Source organism: Thalassospira sp. MIT1004 (assembly GCF_001858545.1).
In the GTDB taxonomy this organism is placed as follows: Bacteria; Pseudomonadota; Alphaproteobacteria; order Rhodospirillales; family Thalassospiraceae; genus Thalassospira; species Thalassospira xiamenensis.
In genome coordinates, this window is record NZ_MCAO01000047.1 from 148,844 (window position 1) to 173,661 (window position 24,818).

The 24,818-nt window shown below is 52.2% G+C and carries 22 protein-coding genes; 11 read left to right on the plus strand and 11 right to left on the minus strand.

Going from position 1 to position 24,818, the window contains the following annotated elements:
- Positions 1–117: 117 nt before the first annotated feature.
- The 3 genes from BC440_RS21815 to BC440_RS21825 all read right to left on the minus strand — a co-directional run bounded on the left by BC440_RS21815 (position 118) and on the right by BC440_RS21825 (position 4,239).
- Positions 118–1,422, minus strand: coding sequence for a homoserine dehydrogenase (locus tag BC440_RS21815; protein ID WP_071241380.1), 1,305 nt, complete (start codon positions 1,420–1,422; stop codon positions 118–120).
- 124 nt (positions 1,423–1,546) lie between these two features.
- Positions 1,547–2,788 (minus strand): LL-diaminopimelate aminotransferase, encoded by a 1,242-nt coding sequence (locus BC440_RS21820; protein ID WP_071241381.1) that lies wholly within the window; start codon positions 2,786–2,788, stop codon positions 1,547–1,549.
- Positions 2,789–2,925: 137 nt separating this feature from the next.
- Entirely contained in the window at positions 2,926–4,239 is a 1,314-nt protein-coding gene (locus BC440_RS21825; protein WP_071241382.1) for an OmpA family protein, read from the minus strand.
- A gap of 265 nt (positions 4,240–4,504) precedes the next feature.
- Here BC440_RS21825 and phaC point away from each other — a divergent pair, with 265 nt between their 5' ends.
- Both phaC and BC440_RS21835 read left to right on the plus strand, forming a co-directional pair.
- Positions 4,505–6,307, plus strand: a complete 1,803-nt coding sequence (gene phaC / locus BC440_RS21830) for a class I poly(R)-hydroxyalkanoic acid synthase (RefSeq protein ID WP_071241383.1) — start codon at positions 4,505–4,507, stop codon at positions 6,305–6,307.
- Positions 6,308–6,380: 73 nt separating this feature from the next.
- Positions 6,381–7,256, plus strand: a complete 876-nt coding sequence (locus BC440_RS21835; protein WP_071241450.1) for an NAD(P)-dependent oxidoreductase — start codon at positions 6,381–6,383, stop codon at positions 7,254–7,256.
- 2 nt (positions 7,257–7,258) lie between these two features.
- Here BC440_RS21835 and BC440_RS21840 read toward each other — a convergent pair whose 3' ends face one another.
- From BC440_RS21840 to BC440_RS21850, 3 genes are all read right to left on the minus strand, one after another.
- The gene (locus tag BC440_RS21840) at positions 7,259–8,557 is read right to left on the minus strand and encodes a cytochrome c peroxidase (RefSeq protein ID WP_247643642.1); all 1,299 of its coding nucleotides are present in this window, start codon (positions 8,555–8,557) and stop codon (positions 7,259–7,261) included.
- Between the two features lie 136 nt (positions 8,558–8,693).
- Entirely contained in the window at positions 8,694–9,593 is a 900-nt protein-coding gene (locus BC440_RS21845) for a DMT family transporter (protein WP_071241385.1), read from the minus strand.
- A gap of 130 nt (positions 9,594–9,723) precedes the next feature.
- Positions 9,724–10,257, minus strand: a complete 534-nt coding sequence (locus BC440_RS21850; RefSeq protein ID WP_071241386.1) for a gamma carbonic anhydrase family protein — start codon at positions 10,255–10,257, stop codon at positions 9,724–9,726.
- Positions 10,258–10,459: 202 nt separating this feature from the next.
- Between BC440_RS21850 and BC440_RS21855 the strand changes: the two genes are divergently transcribed.
- Entirely contained in the window at positions 10,460–10,945 is a 486-nt protein-coding gene (locus tag BC440_RS21855) for a transporter substrate-binding domain-containing protein (protein WP_175484519.1), read from the plus strand.
- A gap of 57 nt (positions 10,946–11,002) precedes the next feature.
- On the opposite strand, the gene BC440_RS21860 is transcribed toward BC440_RS21855, so the two are convergent.
- On the minus strand, positions 11,003–11,878 hold the full coding sequence (locus BC440_RS21860; protein WP_071241388.1) for a DMT family transporter: 876 nt from the start codon (positions 11,876–11,878) through the stop codon (positions 11,003–11,005).
- 109 nt (positions 11,879–11,987) lie between these two features.
- Here BC440_RS21860 and BC440_RS21865 point away from each other — a divergent pair, with 109 nt between their 5' ends.
- A complete protein-coding gene (locus BC440_RS21865) occupies positions 11,988–13,394 on the plus strand; it encodes a PLP-dependent aminotransferase family protein (RefSeq protein ID WP_139192173.1) in 1,407 nt (468 codons plus the stop codon).
- Positions 13,395–13,456: 62 nt separating this feature from the next.
- On the opposite strand, the gene argC is transcribed toward BC440_RS21865, so the two are convergent.
- From argC to BC440_RS21885, 4 genes are all read right to left on the minus strand, one after another.
- A complete protein-coding gene (gene argC, locus BC440_RS21870; protein WP_037987726.1) occupies positions 13,457–14,503 on the minus strand; it encodes an N-acetyl-gamma-glutamyl-phosphate reductase in 1,047 nt (348 codons plus the stop codon).
- 173 nt (positions 14,504–14,676) lie between these two features.
- Complete coding sequence (locus tag BC440_RS21875; RefSeq protein WP_071241389.1) at positions 14,677–16,023, minus strand: hypothetical protein; 1,347 nt, start codon at positions 16,021–16,023, stop codon at positions 14,677–14,679.
- 11 nt (positions 16,024–16,034) lie between these two features.
- Positions 16,035–16,892, minus strand: coding sequence for a hypothetical protein (locus tag BC440_RS21880; RefSeq protein ID WP_063093400.1), 858 nt, complete (start codon positions 16,890–16,892; stop codon positions 16,035–16,037).
- 72 nt (positions 16,893–16,964) lie between these two features.
- Entirely contained in the window at positions 16,965–17,948 is a 984-nt protein-coding gene (locus BC440_RS21885; RefSeq protein WP_071241390.1) for a GNAT family N-acetyltransferase, read from the minus strand.
- Between the two features lie 103 nt (positions 17,949–18,051).
- Between BC440_RS21885 and BC440_RS21890 the strand changes: the two genes are divergently transcribed.
- The 7 genes from BC440_RS21890 to BC440_RS21920 all read left to right on the plus strand — a co-directional run bounded on the left by BC440_RS21890 (position 18,052) and on the right by BC440_RS21920 (position 24,782).
- Entirely contained in the window at positions 18,052–18,753 is a 702-nt protein-coding gene (locus BC440_RS21890; RefSeq protein WP_063093399.1) for a class I SAM-dependent methyltransferase, read from the plus strand.
- 59 nt (positions 18,754–18,812) lie between these two features.
- Positions 18,813–19,757, plus strand: a complete 945-nt coding sequence (locus BC440_RS21895; protein ID WP_071241391.1) for a hypothetical protein — start codon at positions 18,813–18,815, stop codon at positions 19,755–19,757.
- Positions 19,754–20,827: a carboxylate--amine ligase gene (locus BC440_RS21900; protein WP_071241392.1), complete on the plus strand. Its 1,074-nt coding sequence runs from the start codon at positions 19,754–19,756 to the stop codon at positions 20,825–20,827. Before BC440_RS21895 ends, BC440_RS21900 begins: the two co-directional genes overlap by 4 nt.
- Entirely contained in the window at positions 20,824–22,512 is a 1,689-nt protein-coding gene (locus BC440_RS21905) for a thiamine pyrophosphate-binding protein (protein WP_071241393.1), read from the plus strand. The genes BC440_RS21900 and BC440_RS21905 overlap by 4 nt, the downstream gene beginning before the upstream one ends.
- Positions 22,496–23,164, plus strand: a complete 669-nt coding sequence (locus BC440_RS21910) for an HAD hydrolase-like protein (RefSeq protein WP_071241394.1) — start codon at positions 22,496–22,498, stop codon at positions 23,162–23,164. The genes BC440_RS21905 and BC440_RS21910 overlap by 17 nt, the downstream gene beginning before the upstream one ends.
- 107 nt (positions 23,165–23,271) lie before the next feature.
- Entirely contained in the window at positions 23,272–23,685 is a 414-nt protein-coding gene (locus BC440_RS21915) for an FdtA/QdtA family cupin domain-containing protein (RefSeq protein WP_063093394.1), read from the plus strand.
- Positions 23,682–24,782: a DegT/DnrJ/EryC1/StrS family aminotransferase gene (locus BC440_RS21920; protein WP_071241395.1), complete on the plus strand. Its 1,101-nt coding sequence runs from the start codon at positions 23,682–23,684 to the stop codon at positions 24,780–24,782. Before BC440_RS21915 ends, BC440_RS21920 begins: the two co-directional genes overlap by 4 nt.
- Positions 24,783–24,818: the final 36 nt, after the last annotated feature.

Below are 24,818 nucleotides of genomic sequence, written 5' to 3' on the forward strand. Positions count from 1 at the left end.
CGCGGGGTCTGGGGGCCCCGTCTTTCTGTTTCCCGGCGTGTCCCGTTTGGCTCGGGACTTATAATTACGCTTCGCGGTATTATACCTGCGAGGCGCATATGTCTTTTTTTTGTTTTGTTACGAAGTAAATCCTTCGATCCGCATCAGGACCGGCGGCTGCGAATTGCTTTCGAACGCCGAAATGTCGGAAAGCGCCCCGGACATCGCCGCTTCGCTGGTTTCGTGGGTCACGAAGACCACCGGCACAACACCACCCTCGGTCTCGGCCCGCCCGTGCTGTATCATGGACGCCATCGACACACCATGCTTGGCGAGGGTCGCGGTGACCTCGGCCATGACACCGGGGCGATCCCAGACCATCAGGCGCAGGTAATAAGGCCCGACATGCTTTTCGAGCGAGGCCCGCACATTCTTTTTCAAACGATCCGCCGGAACGCCAAAGACCGGCGCATTGCGCCCGGCCGCGATATCAACAAGGTCGGCAACCACAGCCGATGCGGTCGGACGTTCGCCCGCCCCACGCCCCTGCAGGACGACCGGCCCGACATAATCGCCTTCAAGCACGACTGCGTTAAACACACCTTCAACTTTTGAAATCTGGGTGCTGCGGTCAACAAGAACCGGTGAAACACGCTGCTCGATGCCCTCAGACGTCTGTTTGGCAATCGCCAGCAACTTGATGCGATAACCAAGCTCTTCAGCCAGTTGGATATCAAGGGCGGAAACGCTGCGAATGCCTTCAACCGCAATCGCGTCAAAGTCGACCTCGACGCCAAAGGCAAGGCTGGTCAGGATCGCAAGCTTGTGCGCGGCATCAATGCCATCAACGTCAAAGGTCGGATCGGCTTCGGCATAGCCAAGCTTCTGGGCTTCGGCCAGAACATCGGCAAAATCACGCCCCTGTTCGCGCATGGTGGTCAGGATATAGTTACATGTTCCGTTCAGGATGCCTGTCACGCGGGATATGGCATTGCCTGCCAACCCTTCGCGAAGCGCCTTGATCACCGGGATACCGCCAGCAACGGCCGCTTCATAGGCGATGGTGACATTGTTTGCATCGGCAATGCGCGCCAGTTCGACACCATGCAGGGCAATCAGTGCCTTGTTCGCGGTGACGACATGCTTGCCGTTTTCAAGGGCGGCCTTGCAGACGTCATAGGCAATGCCGTTCGAACCGCCGATGGTTTCAACAACCACATCGACATTCTTGTCGGTTGCAAGATCACGGGCGTCTTCGTACCAGGTAATGCCTTCGGTCGAAAATCCACGGTCCCGAGTTCGATCGCGCGCCGATACTGCTGTGACAGTCATCGGGGAACCGGAACGGTCCGTCAGATTATCCCTGTGTTCGCTCAGCAGTTTAACGGTTCCGGCACCGACCGTACCAAGGCCTGCCACACCGATCTTTACGACGTTTTGCACGATAACTCCTCATGCCGTGGTTGGATTTGCGCATAGGTGACGGAGTCTTTTACAACATCCGGTGCGCACACAAAACTTCGCCCGGGACATGTCCCGGGCGAAACATAGAATGCTTTATCGAATATCAGACAGATTTCTTCAACAGTTCACGTGCAGATTCTGCATCGGGATATTTCTGGAAGAATGCCTTGATGTTGCGATTGGCCTGCCGGATGCGGTGCTTGTTTTCAACAAGGGCGATACGAACATGGCGATCGCCATACTCGCCAAAGCCAAGACCGGGGGCCACGGCGACACCTGCTTCCTGCAAAAGAAGCTTGGAGAAATCAAGCGATCCCAGCTCCTCGAACGCCTTGGGAATCGGCGCCCATGCAAACATGGTTGCCGCCGGGACCGGAATATTCCATCCGGCACTTTGCATCCCCTCGATAAAGATATCGCGACGGTCACGATACAGATTGCGGAATTCCTCGACACAATCCTGCGGGCCATTAAGCGCCGCGGTTGCCGCCACCTGGATCGGAGTAAATGCACCGTAATCAAGATATGATTTTATACGAGTCAGCGCATTGATAAGCTTCTTGTTACCGGTCGCAAACCCGATACGCCAGCCTGCCATCGAATAGGTCTTCGACAGCGAATAGAATTCAACGGCAATCTCCTTTGCCCCTTCGACCTGAAGGATCGAGGGCGGCGGGTTGCCATCAAAATAGATTTCCGAATAGGCGATATCCGACAGGATATAGATTTCCTGCGCCCGGCAGAAATCGACAACTTCCTTATAGAAATCAAGGTCAACCACCAGCGATGTAGGGTTGGCCGGGAAGTTCAGGACCACCGCACTCGGTTTCGGGACCGAATGTTTCACAGCCCGATGCAGTTGCTCCATAAAGCTTTCGGCGTTGAATTCGCCCTGTTCGTCATGACCAATCGGAATGTGGCGTAATGCCGCACCGGCAATGATGAAACCGAACGCATGGATCGGATAGGACGGATTGGGCACCAGAATGATGTCACCGGGGCTGGTGATGGCTGCGGCAAGGTTCGCAAGCCCTTCTTTGGAGCCCAGCGTCACAACGGTTTCGGTTTCAGGATCAATATCCACCCCGAACCGGCGCCCGTAATAAGCCGCCAGCGCCTTGCGCAGACCGGGGATACCGCGCGACATGGAATAACCATGCGTGCGCGGATTCTTGATCGTTTCAACCAGCTTGTCGACAATATGTTGCGGGGTGGCCGGGTCCGGGTTGCCCATGCCGAAGTCGATAATGTCCTCTCCCGCTCGCCGCGCCGCCGCTTTCATCGCATTTACTTCAGCAAATACGTATGGCGGGAGGCGTTTTATGCGATGGAATTCCTGGGACATTATCCTACATCCTCGTCATTTCGCCGATTTTCGAATTTCCTGCGAAAACCGGGTCGTCGAATTGAAAAAAATTGCGCGCCACACGACAAAATGCGGGTGGCGCGCCGTACAATTCGAAGGATGTACCTTTTTTAGGATCAATAATCCATAAAGATTTCAACACGGCGGTTTCCGGCTTCACCGGCAGGAACGCCTTCATAATAGCGCGGGTCAGCCGATCCGTCGGCCCCGACAAAGATCGCGTCAGGGTTAACACCGAGAGACACAAGCTGCGACACCACCGCCGAAGCGCGCTGTTCCGAAACCTGACGGTTGATCGCCAGATGTTCTTCAAGGCTCATATTCGCGGTACGCATCGACGCATGGCCGATAATACGAAGGATACCGCCGGTCTGACGCCAAGCCTGGGCAACCTGGCTCAGGACATTGTTATCCGTGCCCGACAGATTCGACGAACCATGGCCAAACTGGATTTGTGCGACCTGCACACCATTCACACTTGGTCCCAGCGTATCAACGGAACGCACACCAAGACGCGATGCCAGAACCTCGTTCGCGGTTTCGGCATAGGGCATGGCAGAATCGGACAGATAGGCATTGCCACCGCTACCAAGCTGGCTTTCATCGACAATTACCGCCCCGTTATCGGAATAGGCAGAATAGTCAAATGATTGTGCCGGCGGTTCATTGGCAAACACGCCCTGACCTTCTGCAAGACGCCGATTGTACTGGTCCATCACCGGGTCACCGGTTGATGATCCTGACGATCCGGGCGCGACTTGTGAAGACTCGGCTCTTTCCTGTTCAGATTTCAGAACATCGGGCTTCTCGGGCGCAGGTTGCGGTGTTGGAACGGGTCCAGACGCCGGTGCCTTAGCACTCCATTCATCGGCAATCCTAGAACCGGACTGCGCCGAAGTCACAGCACTGCCCGTTGCGGCTGCTTTGGTTTCAGCTGCTTTTTGCGGCTCCGCCATGGCGCTACTGCTAACAGATGTGGTTGGTGCCGGCGCAATCGTCGGCATATCAACACTTTCGGCACTTTGCTGCGGCTGCGGCTGAAGCGCGTTGACCGGCGGAGTGCTTTGACGACGGCCCGACTGGGAATATTGCGCATTGGCGCGGTCTGCTGCCAAACCGGCGACAAGCGCATCACGTTCCGCATCACCGGTCACAACCGGCTTGGCCGGCGTATCGGCCAGACGCGGATAATCTTCGTCTTCACCCGGAATCGGCTGATCCGACTTGGCAGCAGTTTCCTCGTCGCCGTCAAAAGCATCACCAATCGATTTTCCCCATTCGACCGGATTGATTGCATCAGGGACCGAAGAACAGGCGCCCAGCATCAGCACAACAGCAAGTGCCGATCCCGCATGCAGCAAGGGCCGCAATTTAACTTTCGCGGACCCGTGCCCCGACCACCGCCATGTCGTCGATTTCAGAACGCCCATTTGATTTCGCTGCTCCAAACTATGTTATGTGTGACGTTGCCGTTGAAGATTGCGACAAATCCGTCACCTTATAATTCTTGTATTACCCCTCATCAGCGAGCTAGGCTAAGGCCATGATAAGCTTGGGATCAAGCAGAGTTTCAACCCAGCACGCAGTTTGAGAGCATTGGATCATAAAACGGGAAAATGATTGCGATATCGCAAAGATCGGATTTCCCGTTTTATGTTCCGATGCACCGGCGGCCGTATCATAAGGGAATGCGCCATGAACGATCAACAGGCCAAAGAAACCGAAATTCATCTTCCTGATCCCGAAGAGCTGTCATCAGCGATGGCAGAAATAGCGGAGAGAAGTCAAAGACTTGTGTCAGACTTCCTTGCAAAACAGGCAGAAGATCCGGAAATTTCCGACCCGGACCCGCTTAATATCGGATCGGCATTTGTCGAACTGACCACCCATATGATGCAAAATCCGACCAAACTGGTCGAAGCACAAATGGACCTGTGGCAGCAATATTATATGCTCTGGCATAATACAACGATGCGTATGCTGGGGCAGGAATCGGAACCTGTCGCCTTCCCGCAAAAGGGGGATCGTCGATTCCGCGACGAGGCGTGGGAAAACAACGAACTTTTTGATTTCATCAAACAATCCTATCTGCTGTCCTCGCAATGGATGCAGAATGTTGTCCATGATGTTGACGGGCTGGATGAAAAAACCGCCCAAAAGGTCGAATTTTATACCCGGCAGTTTGCGGACGCGATTTCGCCGACCAATTTCATGATGACCAACCCGGAAGTCCTGCGCGCCACCATCGAAAGTGGCGGTGAAAACCTTCTTAAGGGACTTAGCAACCTTCTGGACGATCTGGAACGCGGCAAGGGCAAGCTTCAGATCAAAATGACCGATCTGGACGCTTTCAAGATCGGCGAGAATGTCGCAACCACCGAAGGATCCGTGATCGGCCGAACGCCGTTGATGGAATTGCTGCAATACAAACCGGCAACAGACAAGGTCGCGAAGCGCCCGCTGATGATCGTGCCGCCATGGATCAACAAATATTACATTCTTGATCTGCGTCCGGAAAATTCCTTCATCAAGTGGGCTGTTGATCAGGGGCACACGGTATTTGTCCTGTCCTGGGTCAATCCCGACAGCAAACTGGCCGAAGAAAGCTTTGAAGATTACGGGCGCGATGGCGTACTGGCAGCACTTGACATGATCGAAAAGGCCACCGGCGAAAAAGAAGTCAATGCAATCGGCTATTGCCTTGGCGGCACGCTTCTATCAGCGATGCTGGCCTATATGGCCAAGGTTGGTGACGAACGGATCAAATCAGCAACCTTCTTTACCACCCTGACCGACTTTGAAAAACCGGGCGAACTTTCGGTCTTTGTCGATGACGAACAGATCGAAAGCCTTGAAAACCGGATGTCGAAAGAAGGCTATCTTGACGGTCGCGACATGGCGATGTCGTTTAACATGCTGCGCGCCAATGATCTGATCTGGTCGTTCGTGGTGAACAACTACATGCTGGGCAAGGACCCCTTCCCGTTCGACCTGCTGTACTGGAATTCCGATTCGACCCGGATGCCCAAAGCCATGCACAGTTTCTATCTGCGCAATATGTATAACAAGAACCTGCTGCGCGAACCCGGTGGCATTACGATTCTGGGTGAAAAGATCGACCTGCGCGATATCAAAATTCCGGTCTATTTCCTGTCCACCCGTGAAGATCACATCGCCCCGTGGCAGGCAACCTATGCCGGAACGCAACTGATGTCGGGTCAGGTGAAATTCGTCCTTTCGGCGTCGGGTCATATTGCCGGTGTGGTTAATCCACCCGCCGCCAAGAAATATTGCTACTGGACATACAACCGCAATCCCGCCAATCCCGACGACTGGATCGCCAAGGCGGTCCAGCATGAAGGATCATGGTGGACCGATTGGCAAAACTGGATCAGCCGCCGTTCCGGAGGGCAAGTCGACGCCCGCAAACCGGGCGATGGCAAGCTTAAAGTGCTTGGCCCGGCACCGGGTGAATATGTCAAAGTGCAGCTTTCCTGATCACCTCTTGATAACTGGAATTTCCGGCCCGCCCGAGGTGGCGGGCCGTTTCTTTGGTCCGAAGGAAAATATCATGCCCCAGAAAATCGGTTTCCTAGGCGCAGGCCGCATGGCGTCTGCAATGATTTCGCGCCTGCTTGAACAAGGCTATTCGGTCAAGGTCTGGAACCGTAGTGCTGCCAAAATCGAACCGTTGGTTGCCAAGGGGGCCATTGCCTGCGCGACACCGGCCGAGGCAGCAAGTGATGTTGACGCGGTCCTTTCCTTCATGGCCGACGATATTGCATCTGAAACCGTCTGGCTGGGCGAAAATGGGGCGCTTGGTGCAATGACGCCGGGGGCGCTTGCCATCGAGTGTTCCACCCTTTCGCACGGGTTCGTTCTGGAACTGTCCGGCAAGATCATGACGGCAGGCTGCCTTTATGTCGATGCACCGGTCACCGCAGTGCCGGCACAGGTTGCCGCGGGCGAAACCATGTTTTTAATCGGTGCGGATGACGCCGTCCTGAAACAGGCACGCCCGATCATGGAAGCCGTTGCCAACCGTATCGTGCATTTCGGGCCTATTGGATCGGGGACAATCTACAAGCTGATGAACAACCTTTTGGGGGCGGTCCACATTGCCGCTGCCGCCGAACTGGTTGCGGTGGCACAAAAGGCCGGACTGGATGGCGATCTGGTTGCAGACGCATTTGCCAATGGTGCCGTTGCCAGCCGGGCCGGAGTCATGACGATCCCGGGCATGATCAGCGGCAATCACAATGAAGGCATCCATTTCACAACCGCGTTGCGCGCCAAAGATGCCGGTTATGCCATGTGGCTTGCCGATGAACTTGGCCTTGACCTGCCGGTTGGCAGATCAGCCACCGAAATGTTTGACCGCGCCATCGAAGCCGGACTTGGCGATCTTGCACAAAGTGCCGTGCTGGAAACCATCCGCGGCCGGTAATCCTATTTCTTCTTGGCCCTGGCTGCGACTTCTTCCTGCTCGGCCAGAAGCGGCTCGTAACGGGCGTCGGTCAGTGTTTTAAGGAACGCGACCAGCGCATCTATGCGCTTGGTATCAAGGGCGTCCCCCTGCTCCAGCTCTTTAAGGGAAAGGGTCTCGGGGACTTCGGCATCGCCCCACGGCTGTTTGGTTTCCGGATTCAACTGGGCCGATTTCGCGCGACTGTTATATTTGTTGTAAAACTTGATCACCGTGCGCAAATCGGAAAACACACCGTTATGCATATACGGTCCGGTGACGGCGACATTGCGCAGCGACGGCGTTTTGTACTTGCCCTTATGGGCCGGATCATCAATTGCCGGATTATCAAGCAATCCATTGTCGGTAAAATCCGGGTCCTTGGCATTTTCCAACCGCACGGCAACGTTTCTGGGGACGCCGATGTTATGATATTCGTAATTTGTGAATGTCTCGCCCTCTGCCGTCGGCGACGATTTAAGCTGATGGCAGACATTGCAGTTGGTGAATTGCTGCGAGAAGAAAAGCACACGCCCCAATTCTTCCTGCGGCGTCATTTTGTATTCCCCGCGCAGGAAACGATCATATTTTGAATCAAAGGGTGCGAACTGATCGGTGCGTTCGAACGCGGCAATCGCATCGGTCATTGCAGCATAAGCACGGTTCGTATCGCTCCAGACATCGTCACCAAACAATGACTTGAAGCTTTCGACGTAATCTTCATCTTCCTGAAGGCGCGCGACAACGGTTGCCTTGTCAGGCATGCCCATTTCAACCGGGTTAAGCGGCGGCCCACCGGCCTGCTCGGCCAAATCCTTCGCACGCCCATCCCAGAACTGCCCGCCAACCGGCGTGCCGTCTTCTTTGAAATGGAAATCGGGTGCGAACTTCGCATATGCCGCCATCGGCGCATTGCGGTCGCCAAGCGATGCACCATCATCGCCAAGCGAATAGGCCCCATGGGCGATTTCGGAACGCGGATCACGGAACCCAGTTGTCGGTTCATGACAACTCGCACAGGCCTGCGTCCGGTTTTTTGACAGGTTGGTATCGAAATAAAGTGCTTCGCCCAGTGCCGCTTTATCTGCAAACGAAGACGTATTGCTTGCCAGTTCCGCCAGCAAGGCCGCGGACGAATTCGGCGCGCCAAGGCCATTTTGCGCCTTTGCACTGGTAATCCCGACACCACCGGCACCAATCATCAGCATCGTAGTTGCAAACGCACAACCAAGGTGAAGAAACCCGCGAAGGGGCATGCTGGAAACGCGCGACAAGACAGGCATGTTCGATATCCGGTATTCACTGGTGGCCGCATGATCGCGACCAATAATCACTTACAATACCTTAATTGCACCCTGCCTTGATAAAGGTCAATGGTTACCGTCCTTTAATTCGGGGCGATGAAACCCCCGATATTGATCAAATGGCAACTTTGGGCCGACGCCCCATCATCGGCAACAACTGCACCCCAATGATCGCGGCAAGGATAACACCGCATCCGGCATATTCGGCGGGTGCCAACCGCTCGCCCAGGAAAAACGCCCCGGCAATTGCGGCAAATACCGCCTCGGCACTCATGATGATCGCGGCATCTGCTGCTTCGGTATAATTCTGCGCCACCGCCTGCAGGGTAAAGGCAATTCCGGCCGACATGATCCCGGCATAAAGAATTTCAAATCCGGCATTCTGGATATCGGCAAAGCTGAAAGTCTCGAACATGCCGCCCATCGCCATGCCAAGCAGACCGGTAATAAAGAACTGAACGGCAGCGACCAGCGCGGGGGTATTTGTGCGCGTCACCATTATACCGATCATCACCACCTGAACAGCCCAGAACAGCGCACTTCCCATCACCCAGAAATCACCTTTACCAAGTGCCGAGAGGTTCCCGCCACTCAGAAGATATGTACCCAAAACGCACATTATTCCGCCCGGCCAAACCGACCAGTGCGGCTTTGCCCGGAAAACAGCGAAAGCCAGTACCGGTACCAGAGGCACATAAAACGCCGTCAGAAACGCAGCATTGGTCACGGTCGTATCCATGATGCCGATCTGTTGCAGGATGCTGGCCAGATACATTGAAACGCCGGTAACGATAAGGCCAAGCGTGTTGACCCTCGAAAGCGTCCGTCCTTCGCGCTTCATTTTGCGCAATTCACGCAGCGCAAACGGCAGCACCACAAACGTCCCCAGAAGGAACCGCACACCGGTAAAATATTGCGGGCCAATATTGTCCATGCTGGTTTGCTGGACGACAAAAGTCGTACCCCAAATAAGGGCAACAAAGACGATTACACCGTTCGCCTGCCAACGCGTCATTTCCCGGTTCCGTTTCCTGATTGCCGGGCGTGGTGGCGCGCGGCCTGTTTATATGGTTTTTCTGAATTACTTGCTATCGTAGCGTCCTGCCACAGGCAAGAAGATCCTTTGCGTTTGACAATCGCGATTGTTACTCAGATTTCAGGTCATCGGGAATTGTCACACGATATTCCTGCGCAAGATCGGCATAACGATCCGCAGATACTTTGAAAAACTCGATTTCTTCCTGCGTCAGATCTCGCACCTTGCGTGCCGGGACACCTGCCCAAAGTTCCCCCGCCGGAATGCGTTTTCCGGGTGCCAAAAGCGCCCCCGCCCCGAGCATTGCGCCCTGCTCGATCACGCAACCATCCATGACCGTGGCACTCATGCCGACGAAACTTCTGTCTTCAAGTGTGCAGGCATGGATGACGGCGGAATGGCCAATAGTAACATCGTCGCCGATATAGGTTCCAAACTTTCCCTTGGCGACATGCACCATGGTCAGGTCCTGAATATTGGTCCGCGATCCAATGCGAATTTCATGCACGTCACCACGAATGACGCAGCCAAACCAGATCCCGGTTTCCGCCCCGATTTCAACATCGCCAATGATGGTCGCATTCGGCGCGATAAAGGCCGTCTCGTCAATAGTCGGGCGTACCCCGCGATAGAACAGGATCATGGTCTGACGACCTTTCACTTCTGGGATCGGTTTTCACTGGCACTGCACTTGCCCGTTACCGGGAAAATAGCGGCATCTTGATTTGGCAGTTTAAATTCTAACATGTGGATATGGAAACCCCGTTCTCATTCAAATCGTGAAGATGCACGCAATTCAGTATTTTTCCCTCTTTGCAGGCTTCCGTCGCGCCAGCATCATGATAATGATGGCAGCAACGGCGTTTTGCGGCACAATCCTTCCGAATGGCGATGCGTACGCGCAGTCCACCGGGCCAAGCTCAAGCGAATTGCGCGTGGCATTTTCGGTCTGGGAACCATTCGTGATCGACGATGAAACAGGACGACACGGGATCGACATGGCGATCCTGACAGAACTGGCCCATCGCATGGACAAGGCTCTGTCGCTATATCCCTGCCCGTGGCGGCGATGTCTTAAAATGCTTGAAGATGGCGATATCGATATTCTTTCAAGCTTTGCCTACACCGCCGAACGCGAAAAATTCGCGTTTTACATCAAACCACCTTATAGCCGCGTCAGCCCGGTTTTCTATGTCCGGCAAGGCAAAAATACGCACATCGCGCAATTCCCCACTGATGAGCCAGACAGACCAGATATCGAAAATCATCACCGACCTGCGCGAAGAGGGTTTTATTGCCAGGGTACATGCACGTTACTGGCCTGCCAGTGACGATGCAGCGGATGCAGGCAAACCAATCCACAGCGAATGAATAAAGCAGCCGCCGCCCTATCTGGAAAACCGCTTTGCCCCGGCAACACAGGCAACGACCCCGACGGTAACCGCCATCATGGTCACGCCAACAGGTTCCGCCAAGACCATTCCCGCCAGAAGCAGACCAAAGAACGGCTGCAACAATTGCAATTGCCCGACCCCGGCAATGCCGCCAAGCGCCAGTCCCCGATACCAGAAGAAAAAACCGATCAGCATGCTGAACAGAGAAACATAACCAAGACCAAACCACGCAGGACCGCCAACTCCAGCAAAGCTATCTGGCAAAGTCGCAAGGCAGAATGCCGCCATCGGCAAAAGCGATATCACCAACGCCCAGCAGATCACCTGCCATCCACCAAGACGGCGCGACAGTTTTGCACCCTCGGCATAGCCAAGCCCGCAAACGATGACCGCGCCAAGCATAAAAAGATCACCGCGTAACGCCCCGGCACTGCTTTCCGTGGCGGCAAATCCGGCGACCACGCCGCTACCGACAATCGAAAACAGCCAGAATACGGGTTGTGGCCTTTCACCACCGCGCAAGACGCCAAAAATCGCTGTCGCCAAAGGCAGCAAACCGATGAAGACAATTGATCGTGCTGACGTGATATGTTCAAGCGCAAGGGCCGTTAACAACGGAAACCCGACAACCACCCCACCGGCAACCACCAGTAACGACATCCAGTCTGATTTCTGTGGACGGTTTGGCCGCGATATCAGAAGCAAAGTCGCGGCAAGCACTCCGGCAATCGTTGCACGCGCCACCGTAAGAAACAGCGGATCGAAATCCATGACAGCAATCCGGGTCGCAGGCAGCGATCCGCTGAAAATCAGGATACCGATCAACCCGCTGATCCAGCCGCCACTTGATCTTTGAACTGCAATTGCCATCAAAACCTCCGTCATGTACGAAGGTTTATCTATGGCTTGCCAGCATCGAACCGAACAGACACAATAAAATACAATTTGAACAAACTGTACCGATTACAGGAGCAATACAGTGGCACCTGACGGGGCATCAAAACAACCCGATGACGGAACACTTGTCACCCGCGTCATGAATGTCATTCGCGACCGGATTGGCACGCGCAACCTGCTTGCGGGGGATCGTCTGCCATCCATCCGTGGCTTTGCCCGTCAAATGAAGGTGTCGAATTCGACGGTTGTCGAAGCCTATGATCGACTGGTGGCCGAAGGCGTTATTAAGGCCAGACGCGGATCGGGGTTTTATGTCGCCCCTCATACCGCCCCGCTTTCAATCGCCCGGATCGGACCGAAACTGGATCGGGCGATTGATCCGTTCTGGGTCTCACGACAGTCGCTTGATGCGCGCCCCGATATGCTAAAACCCGGTTGCGGCTGGCTTCCGGCGGACTGGATGCCCGAAACCGCAATCAGGCGCGCCTTGCGCAGCCTGTCGCGCGCCGATGACGCCACACTGGTCGATTACGGAACTCCGCTTGGCCTGGCATCCTTGCGTCATTTCCTGTCCCGTCGCATGGCGGGATACGGCATTGATGCCCATCCCGACCATCTGCTTCTGACAGAGTCAGGAACCCAGGCAATCGACATGCTGTGCCGTTTTTTGATCGCACCGGGCGATACGGTTTTGGTTGATGATCCGTGTTACTTCAATTTTCAGGCACTCTTGCGCGCGCATCGCGCCAATATCGTTGGCGTCCCCTTTACCGAAAATGGCCCGGATGTGGATGCCTTTGCCCGGATGGCCGCAACAACGAAACCGCGCCTTTACATTACCAATTCCGGCTTGCACAACCCGACCGGTGCGTCACTTTCGCCAATGGTTGCGCATCGGGTTTTGAATATCGCCGAAGAACACGACCTGATCATCATCGAAGATGATATCTTTGCCGATTTCGAAAACACCCCTGCCCCGCGGCTGGCAGCACTGGGCGGGCTAGAGCGCGTAATCCATATCGGCAGCTTTTCCAAAACCCTCTCGGCGTCGGTTCGATGCGGATATATCGCGGCCTCTGCGGACTGGATCGACGGTCTGACCGATCTTAAAATCGCAACCGGTTTTTCCAGTCCGAATTTATCCGCCGAACTGATTTTTGCGGTTCTCAAGGACGGCACCTATCGCAAATATATGGAAACCCTGCGCGATAGACTGGCACGCACGATGACCATCACAGAAACCCGGCTTCGCAACCTTGGCATCACACCGGCTATCAATCCCGATGCTGGTCTGTTTTTATGGTGCCGCTTGCCCGATCACATGGATGCGGCACCCCTGGCCCGAAACGCGCTTTCCGATGGTGTGGTTCTTGCCCCTGGAAATGTTTTCAGCATCTCGCAAACAGCTGGAAACCTGATGCGCTTTAACGTCGCCCAATGTCAGGATGAACGTATCTTCAGGGTGCTTGAACGCGCGCTTGAAAAATAAAAAGGGGCGCAATCCTTTTGGACAGCGCCCCATTTTTTTTGTTTTGACGATCCGATACCGGATTACGGGAACAGCGGCTCGATCTCGAGCCCCATGGTTTCCGGCAGGCCCAGCATGACATTCATGTTCTGAACTGCTTGGCCAGATGCCCCTTTAACAAGGTTGTCTTCGACCGCCACAATGATCACCCGGCCCGGCACCCGATCCTTGACCACCCCGATCAGAACATAGTTCGATCCACGTACGTGACGTGTCTGCGGGGTTACGCCAAACGGCAGGACCCGCACGAACGGCTCATCGGCATAACGTTTTTCAAGGGCGGCCTGAATGTCTTCGGCCGTCGTGCCATCGGTCATTTTGACATAGATGCTCTCAAGGATGCCCCGGCTCATCGGCATCAGATGCGGGGAAAAATTCACCACGACATCCCGCCCTGCGGCCCAGGCAAGGCCCTGCTCGATTTCTGGCGCATGGCGGTGCCCGCCGGTGCCATAGGCATGAATGCCTTCGGTGACCTCGGCATACAGAATGCCTTCCTTGGGCGAACGGCCCGCACCGGTGACACCGGATTTCGCATCAATGATGATGTCATCGGCATGCACCAGCTTCTGTTCCAGAAGCGGTGTCAGCGAAAGCTGCACCGGGGTTGGATAACATCCCGGATTGGCCACCACACGCGCCTTTTTGATCTTTTCACGGTGCAGTTCAGTCAGGCCATAAACCACATCCTTCTGCAAATCCTGTGCGGCATGTTCCGCCCCGTACCATTCCTTGTAGGTCGCGGCATCAAACAACCGGAAATCCGCCGACAGATCGACAACTTTGACATGATCAGGCAAACCGGCAATCACTTCCTGTGTCGTGCCATGCGGCAGCGCACAGAAAATGACATCAACCATCGACCAGTCGGCATCCTCGATCCGGATCATGGTCGGCAATTTCAGATGGGCAAGATGCGGGAAAACCTCCCCGAACGGACGCCCGGCGCGTCGGTCTGCGGTCAGCAGGGTGATTTCAGAAGCGGCATGGTGCGCAAGAATACGAACCAGTTCCGCCCCGGTATATCCGCTGGCACCGAGAATTCCGACTTTGACCTTAACGTCGCTCATTTCAAATCCTGCTCCTTTAGGCTCGCCCGGACCTTTATGGTCACCGGGCGCGATTAACGGGCGGATGTTGGCAAACAAGCCCCGGAGATGCAAGCCCTTAGGCGGCTTTTCCCCTGCATTGCGCGATCATGCCCCATGCAGGGATGACATGCATCACAGGGAAAAGTTGCCTTTTACGGACGTCGGGATTTGCGCACATTGGCCGGACAGGCGCGCTTATCCTCGGGCAGAACAGTATAAAACCGTTCGATTTTCTCAAAACCCGTCGGCGCTGCCACCGGATAATCCGAAACATATCGATGATCCGAAAGACCAAAATCGCTGGCTTTCAAGCCTGATCGCTGTTGCCAGATACGGCGATGGGTATCGGACAATGTGATTTCCGGATCATCAATCAGGAAAATCGCATCACGTGCGATCCGGTCGTTATATTTGTGCTGGGATGGCAACCACGCGGCAAGCTGGCGGCGCAATTCACCGGGGCTTGGCACCTTGCGCGTCCGGCTGGCAAACTTGACCATCTTTGACGACAGATCGGAAACATTGCCGGGCGGGGCCATGCCATGGGTCGCCATATCGATAAAATAGGCCAGATCAATTTCCGTCGGATCACGACCGATAACAGGCTTTAGCGCAGCATAAATCTTGAAAAACCGGGCGATTTTTCCGCCATCGGCATTGGCTGCATCATAAACGCGGCGATAGGCGCGCTGCACTTCGGGCAATGCGCCGTACCGTGCAAACCGGGCGGTGAAATCGGCCCGGCGATCCGGATCAATCCAGATCGCACACAGGATATCAAACGCACTTTGATTATTGCCCAGCGCCAACCGGTGCATCGCATCCGTATGCGGGCCAAAGACGGCATTGAGCAAGCCGGGATTGGCCCGTTCAGCGGCAAAGACAATCTGCTGGATTTCCGCCCCGGCCCCGGCGGTCGCCCCGCGCGGCCCCCAGGTCAGATAGGCATTGGGATCGTTAGTATAACACCACGGATCCCCTTCCAGATACCGCTTGCCGCTCCTCGGGTTGCGCGACTGGCAGAAATTGAACTGGATCGCATCGTAATCCGTGCCTTCCAGTGCGAAGGTCAGATGATTGGCACGGGTAATGGCATCGGGCGGCGGCATTTGGGCTGGCATCATCAATCGCCAAAGCCCGACCGTAATGGCTCCGTAACTCTCGGCCCCCAACGCAGCACGCACCGACGCATTCAGGCAAGTCTGCAGATCAATGATCGCCTGTCGTGTCTTTGCACCGACAATGCCGTCCGGCGCGCCATAGCTGCCGACCGATTTGCCCGCACAGTTCGCCGCCTGACTAAAAAGCCGTTCCTGAAACACCGCCACTGCGCCATAACGTCCCAATGTCAGCGCGCGGTTCTCAAAGCGATAGAGGACTTGCGACAGATCCTGCGCAGATGTTGGACGCAATAATAAAAACACAGTAACACACACAAGCGCGAACACTGCACCGGCACGGCACGCTGTAACTTTCAGACGCGTGAGTGCTCTGGCCATGGTGATCAGCCTTAATGAGTGAATTCCAGAAGTGGTTTGGTGAAATCAACCTGCGGATATTTGATGACACTGTTCAATGCACGACGCTGCAGCGCCTTGCGCTTGGTCGTATCTTGAACCAGGTCACATACGGCGTCCACCAAACCGGCATAGGGGACATCGACAACCCCCTTGCGGAACCGGTCATCAATCACCGTTTCGGGGTTTACTTCCGCCACCACGGCCTTGGCGTTGGTCAAAAGGTAGGACACGCGCACGATTTCAAAAATCTGACTCTCATAGAAATGATGGTTCAGGATGACTTTGGATCGCGCGATCCACTGATCCCGTTCCTTGCCGTAAACCCCCATCAACACCTTGAGGTTAAGCCCCCTGCCTTCGATCTCAGTCAGAATTTCGCGCCGACGCTCATTGATTGAACCATAAAACAGAACATCAATGTCCTGTTCGACACTGATATCAATGCGCTGGAGTTCCCTCTGGAAGCCAATCGGCAAGTGGCGGACCTTCTCGGCCCCCAGAGCCTTGATGACATCGATATTGGCCGGGCTGTAATCCCAGATTTCAAGGCCTGACTCGAACCAGCCCGTAAGTTGCTCCCGCCATTTTTCTGCAACCCCGGTCAGCTGTTCGGTATTGAGAATAATCGTCCCCTCCGGCACAGCACGCAGAGCCGACACACCAAGCAAATGCGCCCCGACAATAACGTTAACCGCCCCTTGCACAAACTGATTGGTCTGGATCTGCGCCGGACGCCCGGCATCGCGGATCGAATACATCAGAAGCTCTGCCAACTCTGCAAACGCCAGCGAATGAATGTAACCAGGAGGCTGAACGATACAGATGTTGTAGAGTCTTTGGGGAGTCATAATCAAAAATCTTTTCTGTTTGCAGAAGCGAACGATTTCCGCCAACGGTGACAGCGATACATCAATTTTAAATTAAAGGCCGACTTCAAACTTGTGGTGCACCACACTGCGCCCGCCAAAGCCCTCCTTGAACGATGCAAGCTGTTCGTTCAGGTACTTCCCATCATTTTCCGTTGAAATTCCGAAGTCAAAGTACCGTTTTCCAATACTTCGATACTGTTCAATGACCTCAAGAAACAACAGGTCCAAAGCCCCGTTATTCATTCCGTCAGGGGTCGCCGAAATATACTGGGCATGCGCAACAGTCTCAGTCTCAAAAATCACGGTACCACCTTGTGGAATTCCCTGATCGTCGTTAACCAAGAACAGTTTTATTTGCTTTGGAAACCGAGCCGCCAAAAGGATGATCTCTTCACAGGAATGCACGGGCATTCGCTCATACTTTTCTTGCAACCGAGCGCTTAAAATTTTCCAGAACGACGAGAAATCATTACTTTGAACTACTGAGAATCCAGCTTTCAAAGCGCGTTTGCGACCACGCAGCCTCAGGCTCGACGGCTTTGCATCTGCCTTCAAATCCACAGTTGTCGTAACTTCAGTCAAACACCTCGCATCAGCAATCGCGTTAAGAGCATAAATTTCGCCCTCTGCGGGTACTCGATGATAAATCCATGGAACTGGTTTAACGAAGGCCGCCTTAACGCCCTGCCCGAGCAGAGTGGAAAACAGCATATCATACACTTCTTTAACGACTGATATTCTGTTGAACTTGGGCAACAGCAACAGACCACCAAAGGTCAAACCGCCATGACTACACCACGCCTCACCTCGAATATTTCCCGGAACAACCCCAATTAGATGCTGATCCCGGTACACGAGGAAAGAGCAGTCATCAAAGCGATCTTCGTGATAGTCCATATAGGCCCGGTCAAACATAAAGTGACCGTTGTCGGCAACAACAACTATTGAGCGCCAAGCTTCCGCTGAGCTACCGTCATATCGAACTATATGAACTCTGTTATTGCCCGAACTCTGTATCACTTTTGCACCAATCATTTAACGCTGGTTCAAATCTCACGCAAACTTAGAATGTTTCGGCAGACTTCGCATGCTAAAGTTTTGAACAAACACCCTGATCCGCCAAATAAGGACCGATGCGATGAGCTCTTCTCCCAGTAGCACGAAGAAAACAGACTATACCGGGCATTATAAAGCATCCGAGGTAGACGTGTATCCGTCGGAGTTTCTGGTGAGAGCCTTCTTGGGGACCTACGAAAAACTCAAAATCGACCACAAACTTCTCCGGGGCAAAAAAGTTCTGGACTTAGGCTTTGGCGATGGCCGCAACTTTCAGTTGCTTCATGATCTTGGTATGGAGCTTTATGGCACCGAGATCACCGAATCCATATGCAAGCTGATCACAGAACGGCTCTATCAGAGAAAAGGCATCAGCGTCGACGCCCGGGTTGGACGCAATACTTCAATTCCGTTCGCGAACTCCTTCTTCGACTGTATCGTCGCTAGTAGCTCATCGTACTACATGGATGAAGGGAACAAGTACGAGGATAATCTCGCAGAGATCCACCGCGTTTTAAAACCCGGCGGGCTTTTCATTCATTCCCTGCCTATGCCCAGCACGTTCATCATGAGAAATGCGATTGATACTGGGGAAGGCCATATGAGGATCACCGAAGACCCATACGGCGTTCGTGTTGGCACATTGATGAAGCAGTTCAAAACCGAAGACGAAGTCCGAAGTTACTTGACGCATGGGTTTAAGGATATTTCCATTGGTAGCGCCAAAGATGATTTTTGGGGCGACGCAGTTCACCTATGGCTAGTCGTCTGCACCAAAACTTAATGCTGATCATAGGCATGTGCGAAAATGCAAAAATCACTTCAAATTGAATGGAATCTTGGATGCAGTGGTTAAAGAAAGGTCTCATCTGCAACAATAAGACGTTTAATTTACCTTGGTACCAACGCAACACCATGGTTCCGGTACCTCATCTGATCAATGACGACCGACTTCGCATTTTCGTCACCATGTGCGACGAAAACAATGTCGGCAGAATTGGTTATGTCGATGTATCTCCAAGCAATCCTTCTGAGATTCTTGATTACAGCCAACAACCCGTTCTTGATATTGGTGCCGACGGTGCCTTTGATGACAATGGCGTCGTAACCGCTTCCATTCTAGAGGATGGCAATAAGCTGTTCCTTTATTACTCTGGATATCAACTATGCGTAAAAGTCCCCTACATGATTTTTGCTGGCGTAGCTGTAAGTGATGACAACGGCAAGTCTTTCCGCAAAATCAGTTCGCATTCACCAATGCTTGATCGCACGACAGGAGAGAAGTCAACTCGGTGTGCTCCCTTCGTGCTAAAAGAAGGTGGAACTTACCGTATGTGGTATACTGCCGATACTGAAGACGGCTGGATCAACAGCAACGGCAAAAAGCTTCCGCTTTATGACCTGAAATACCTATCCTCCAACAGCCCAACGGAATGGCCTCGGTCGCCCGGAAAAACTTCTTTAACGTTCAAAAGTCGCGATGAACATGGAATTGCGAAATGCACACTATGGAAAGAAGCCAACTTGCACCACATCATATACTCAATTCGGAGCCTTTCGCAGGGGTATCGTCTTGGATATGCGATCTCAAAAAATGGTATCGATTTTGAAAGAAGAGACGAGGAGATCGGTATTGATGTGTCCAACTCAGGTTGGGATAGCGAAATGATTGCTTTTGCCGAGCGCTTCCAATTCAAAGATAAGGTCTATCTGTTCTACTGTGGAAATCATTACGGTATGGATGGCATGGGTTATGCCGAACTCCTATCGGACACTCAAGAACAATGAAAAAAATTATTATCACAGGTGCAGGAAGCGCTCAGGCTAACGGGGTTATAAATTGTTTGCGCATGGCCAACAGCGGCGAACAAATCATCGGGTTTGGCTCTGATCCAATCGACCTAGTGATGTGTGATGCCGACGTTCGTTACTTGATACCACACTCACAACATCCTGATTACAAGACTAAATTTCTTGCAACACTCGCGGCACTTAAGCCCGATATGATTCATTTTCAACATGACTTAGAGCTTTGGACCGCGCTTAAATTTCGTGACGAGATTGAAGCCACCGGCGTAAGAATGCTGGTCCCTGATTTTGAAACGATTGATACTTGCGTTCACAAATTCAAGTCTTGGGAAAAATTCAAAAGTCATGGCTTAGTGGTCCCAGAAAATATACTAATTAACACTCCGCAAGACTTAAAAGTCGCACTAGAAAATTTAGGCGACGAAGAAGGCACAATCTGGCTTCGCTCCACTGAAATTGGTGGCGGAGGAAAAGGTGCCTTTCCCACCAACGACTTAAATGAAGCAATCGAATGGATTGAGCGGTATGATGGTTGGGGACATTTTTCTGCAGCAGAACTGTTAACAAGCCAAACAGTGACTTGGCTATCAATCTGGAAAGATGGCGATCTGGTCGTTTCCCAATCAAGGCGGCGCAAAGGCTGGGCCCACAGTTCCCTTAGTCCTTCAGGGGTAACCGGGGTTACGAAAATTGGTGAAACCTGTTCTGATCCCGAAGTTGAGGAAATAGGAAAAAATGCCGTTCGGGCCGTAAGTAAGACGCCTAATGGTATATATGGTGTCGATATGACTTACGATAAGAATGGCGTCCCGAACCCTACAGAGATCAATATTTCTCGTTTTTTTACCACGATTCAGTTCTTCGCAGAAGCCGGCCTCAATATGCCTGCGATCCTGAAAGACATCGTACTGTACAATCGCCTTCCTCCCAAAGAGGCCAAGATGCGGAATCCTCTTCCTGATGGATTGCTTTGGTTAAGGGCTATGGATCGCGCCCCGCTTCTGACGACAGCAGCAGAAATTCGCGCTTTGCTCAACGAGGCCCCATGAAAATGAATGTCGCAAAATATATTGCTGAATTCCTCGTTTCCAAAAATGTAAGGCATGTTTTTGGATACTCTGGTGGCGCCATTCTGAAGATGCTTGACGAAATGGTCGCAACCGGACAGATCGTGTATATTCAAAACTACCATGAACAAGCATCTTCTTTTGCGGCCGATGCGTATGGTCGAGTAACCGATACTGTCGGTGTCGCTTTGGCAACTTCTGGCCCAGGCGCCACCAATCTGGTTACAGGTATTGCCAATGCCTATCTGGATTCAACCCCGACACTGTTTATCACTGGCCAAGATTACCGTAGCAATATACTCACAAAGGGAAACGCACGCCAAAATGGCTTTCAAGATCTTAACATTACTGCAATTGTAAAGCCGATCACAAAATACGCCAAACTTATCGACAATCCACAAGAAATCAGGTTTGAGCTGGAAAAAGCTTATCATCTTTCGGTATCCGGTCGCCCTGGTGCTGTGCTTCTCGATATCCCTATAGATGTTCAGTTTGCAGAAATAGTACCTGAGAGCCTTCACGGATTTACCCCTCCAGCCCTGAGCATTCCTGACCTAAAAATCCCCCAAATCAAAAAACTGATTGCCGGTTCTATACGTCCTACAATTTTGGTCGGAGGTGGCATTCGAACAGCAAAAGCCCACACAGAAGTACGAGAATTTGCAAAACTGTCGGGTATACCAGTTATAGCTACCCTAATGGGCTTGGACAGTGTTGAAGAAAACTATGGTTTCGCGGGGCTTCACGGAAATACTTATGCCAATATGGCAATTCAGAATTCCGATCTTATCATCGCCCTAGGAGCGCGTTTTGGGCAACGGCAAGTAGGAAAAGACCCGTCCAAATACAGTGGCGCTAAGGTTGTTCATGTCGACATAGACGAAAATGAGCTTCATCGAATTTTTAAAGAAGAAATAACCGTAAAATCACACTTGAAGCACTTCCTGCAAAACATAAACTCTGAGTGTGCCGGTTTTTCATTTCCTGACTTTTCTCATTGGCATGCGATAATCCAAGAGTGGGGAAAAAAATATAAGAAAAATGCTTACCTTAACACCGTGGGTCTCGACCCCGTTAAAGCAGTCGAAAAACTGTCCGATATTATAAGCCATAATGCGATAATCACTTCTGATGTTGGTCACAACCAAATGTGGGTCGCTCAAGGTTTCAGATCCCGCGGGGAGCAGCGCATCCTAAATTCCTCCGGACTGGGAAGTATGGGATTTTCGCTTCCCTGCGCTATTGGGGCCCAAATAGCTCATCCGGACAAGCAGGTTATTTGCTTTACTGGTGATGGAGGATTACAAATGAACATCCAAGAGTTGATGTTCATTGGACACCGCAAACTCCCCATCAAGTGCCTAGTATTTAATAATAATACGCTAGGAATGATGAGAGAGGTTCAGTCTCGATATTACAACAATCATTACTACGGCTCCAATCGAGATGAGTTTCAATGCGTCAATTTAAATGCAGTAGCGACGGCGTACGGTATCGAATATGTCTGCATCAAGACTCTCGATGAAATTTCCACTCTCAAAGAGTCTCTAGCCGACCATAAGCCCTACATAATTGAACTCGAGATTGCATTCGACTCAAAACTGTCAAACAGATACGACGAAGCAGAGTTTTTTGAGGCAGAGCGAATAAATGACGCTTCCATCTGACAAAAACCTCTATGTTGATTTTGACGGTACGTTGATTGATCCGAGCAAACGTCTGTACAGACTCTTCAGTGAACTCAATCCAACAAGCCGAAAAATTTCGTTCTCAGAATACTGGGACCTCAAGAATACCGGACTGACTCAAGAATCCCTGCTGACGAATATTCTTCGGTTAAACCCTCGGCAAGTCACAAACTTCAAAGCCGGATGGCTATCAGAGATCGAAAATCCCGAGCTTTTGGCACTAGACTGTCCCCTCCCGGGCGCCGAGAACTTTTTATCGAAGTTATCGACTTACTCAGATTTGCATCTGGTCACTGCTCGTCAGTCCTCCATCGGCGTGGAAAAACAGTTAGCAGATCTGGGTTGGAGCAGGTTTTTCAAAAATGTAATCGTCACGCTCGCAAAATCGAGCAAGGAAGAAGCAATAAAGTCGCTCACAGTCCCACGCGCAGCCGACATTATCGTCGGGGATACCTGCGAAGATATCTGTACGGGCAAAGCACTAGATATCTTAACCGTAGCTGTAGAAACCGGTCACACTCTTAAATCGGCCTTTGAAGCGTGCTCTCCAGATGCCATTATTCCGTCCGTATCAATGTTTGATGCTTCTCTCTGGGAACAACTGCTCCTACGCAAACACCTAGCCAACTAAACCTTCTGCCAAACACAAAAGCGAAAACTGAGCGTTATATTCTCCCAAAAGAATGTGCTACTGTGTTGGAGTTGAAGCGTTTTACAGACAGCCACGGGGCCCTTTCGATGTCGATTGATGGGTGCAAAATCATCGAACTACCAAAAATATCCAGCGATCAAGGCAGCCTGACCTTTGTTGAGGGAACTCACCATATCCCCTTCGATATAGCGCGCGTTTATTATCTTTATGACGTTCCAGGAGGTGGAGTCCGTGGCGGCCATGCCCATAAAAACCTTCATCAACTTATAGTTGCAATGTCAGGTAGCTTTGACATCACCATTGACGACGGAAAAGATAAGAAAACTTACCATCTCAATCGCTCCTATTATGGCCTTTATATCTGCCCTATGATTTGGCGTGAACTCGACAACTTTTCCTCTGGGTCTGTCTGCATGGTACTCGCATCGAGTGTTTATCGCGAGGAAGATTATCATCGCGATTACGCTGAATTCATGCGTGCCCGATGGAGCAACGAATGACTGTTGCCTTTTTGGACCCCAGAGCTAGCTACCTGGAGATCAAGGAAGAGCTCGACCAAGCGTATCAGACGGTTATGGATTCAGGCATTTATATACTTGGCGAGTTTGTCGAGAATTTTGAACGTGACTTTGCAACATATTGTGAAGCACGTTTCTGTGTTGGCGTGGCAAGTGGACTTGACGCGTTGGTGCTTAGCCTAAAGGCATTAGACATAGGCCCAGGCGACGAGGTTATTGTTCCCTCACATACCTTTATTGCGACCTGGCTGGCTGTGTCCGCTGTCGGTGCTGTGCCAGTAGCAGTCGAGCCCGATCAGCGAACGTTTAATCTGAGTGCTGAACAGCTTGGCAGCGCACTAACTCCCAGGACGCGTGCTGTCATAGCAGTACACCTATATGGGCTTCCTGCCGATATTGTTGGGATACAACAGTTCTGCAAAAGAAACTCTATCTTTCTAATTGAAGACGCAGCTCAAGCTCATGGCGCGACTTACAATAACAAAAAGATTGGCAGCCACGGAGATGCAGTCTGCTGGAGCTTCTATCCAGGAAAAAATCTGGGAGCTTTCGGAGATGGTGGCGCCATCACAACCAATTCAAAGAAGATCGAACACAAACTAAAGTTAATTCGAAACTATGGCTCTGCGGTCAAATACCAGAACCAGCTTAAAGGAATGAACAGTCGGTTAGACCCACTTCAGGCTGCAATGCTACAGGTCAAGCTTAAGTACCTCGACACTTGGAATGCGCGCCGTAAGGATATTGCGAATGTTTATTTTGATAAACTCAGAGATACCGAACTTGTTCTCCCAACCAGCCCCGCAAACTGTGGTCACGCATGGCATCTGTTTGTCATAAGGTATCCAAAGCGGGATCAACTGCAAAAAGCCCTTGCAGCCAATCAGATAGGCACCCTAATTCACTACCCAATTCCGCCCTACCGTCAAGAAGCATATTCAGAACTACGAATTGCCGCTACGAGCTATCCAATTGCCAATCAGATGGCGCAAGAGGTCCTGAGCCTACCGATGGGACCACATATGTCCAAAACGGACGCAAATATTGTCGCGGACCACGTCCTTGATTTTCTCGGCTAGAAAAGCTTATTGGACCCCCGAAAGAGAAAGCAAGTT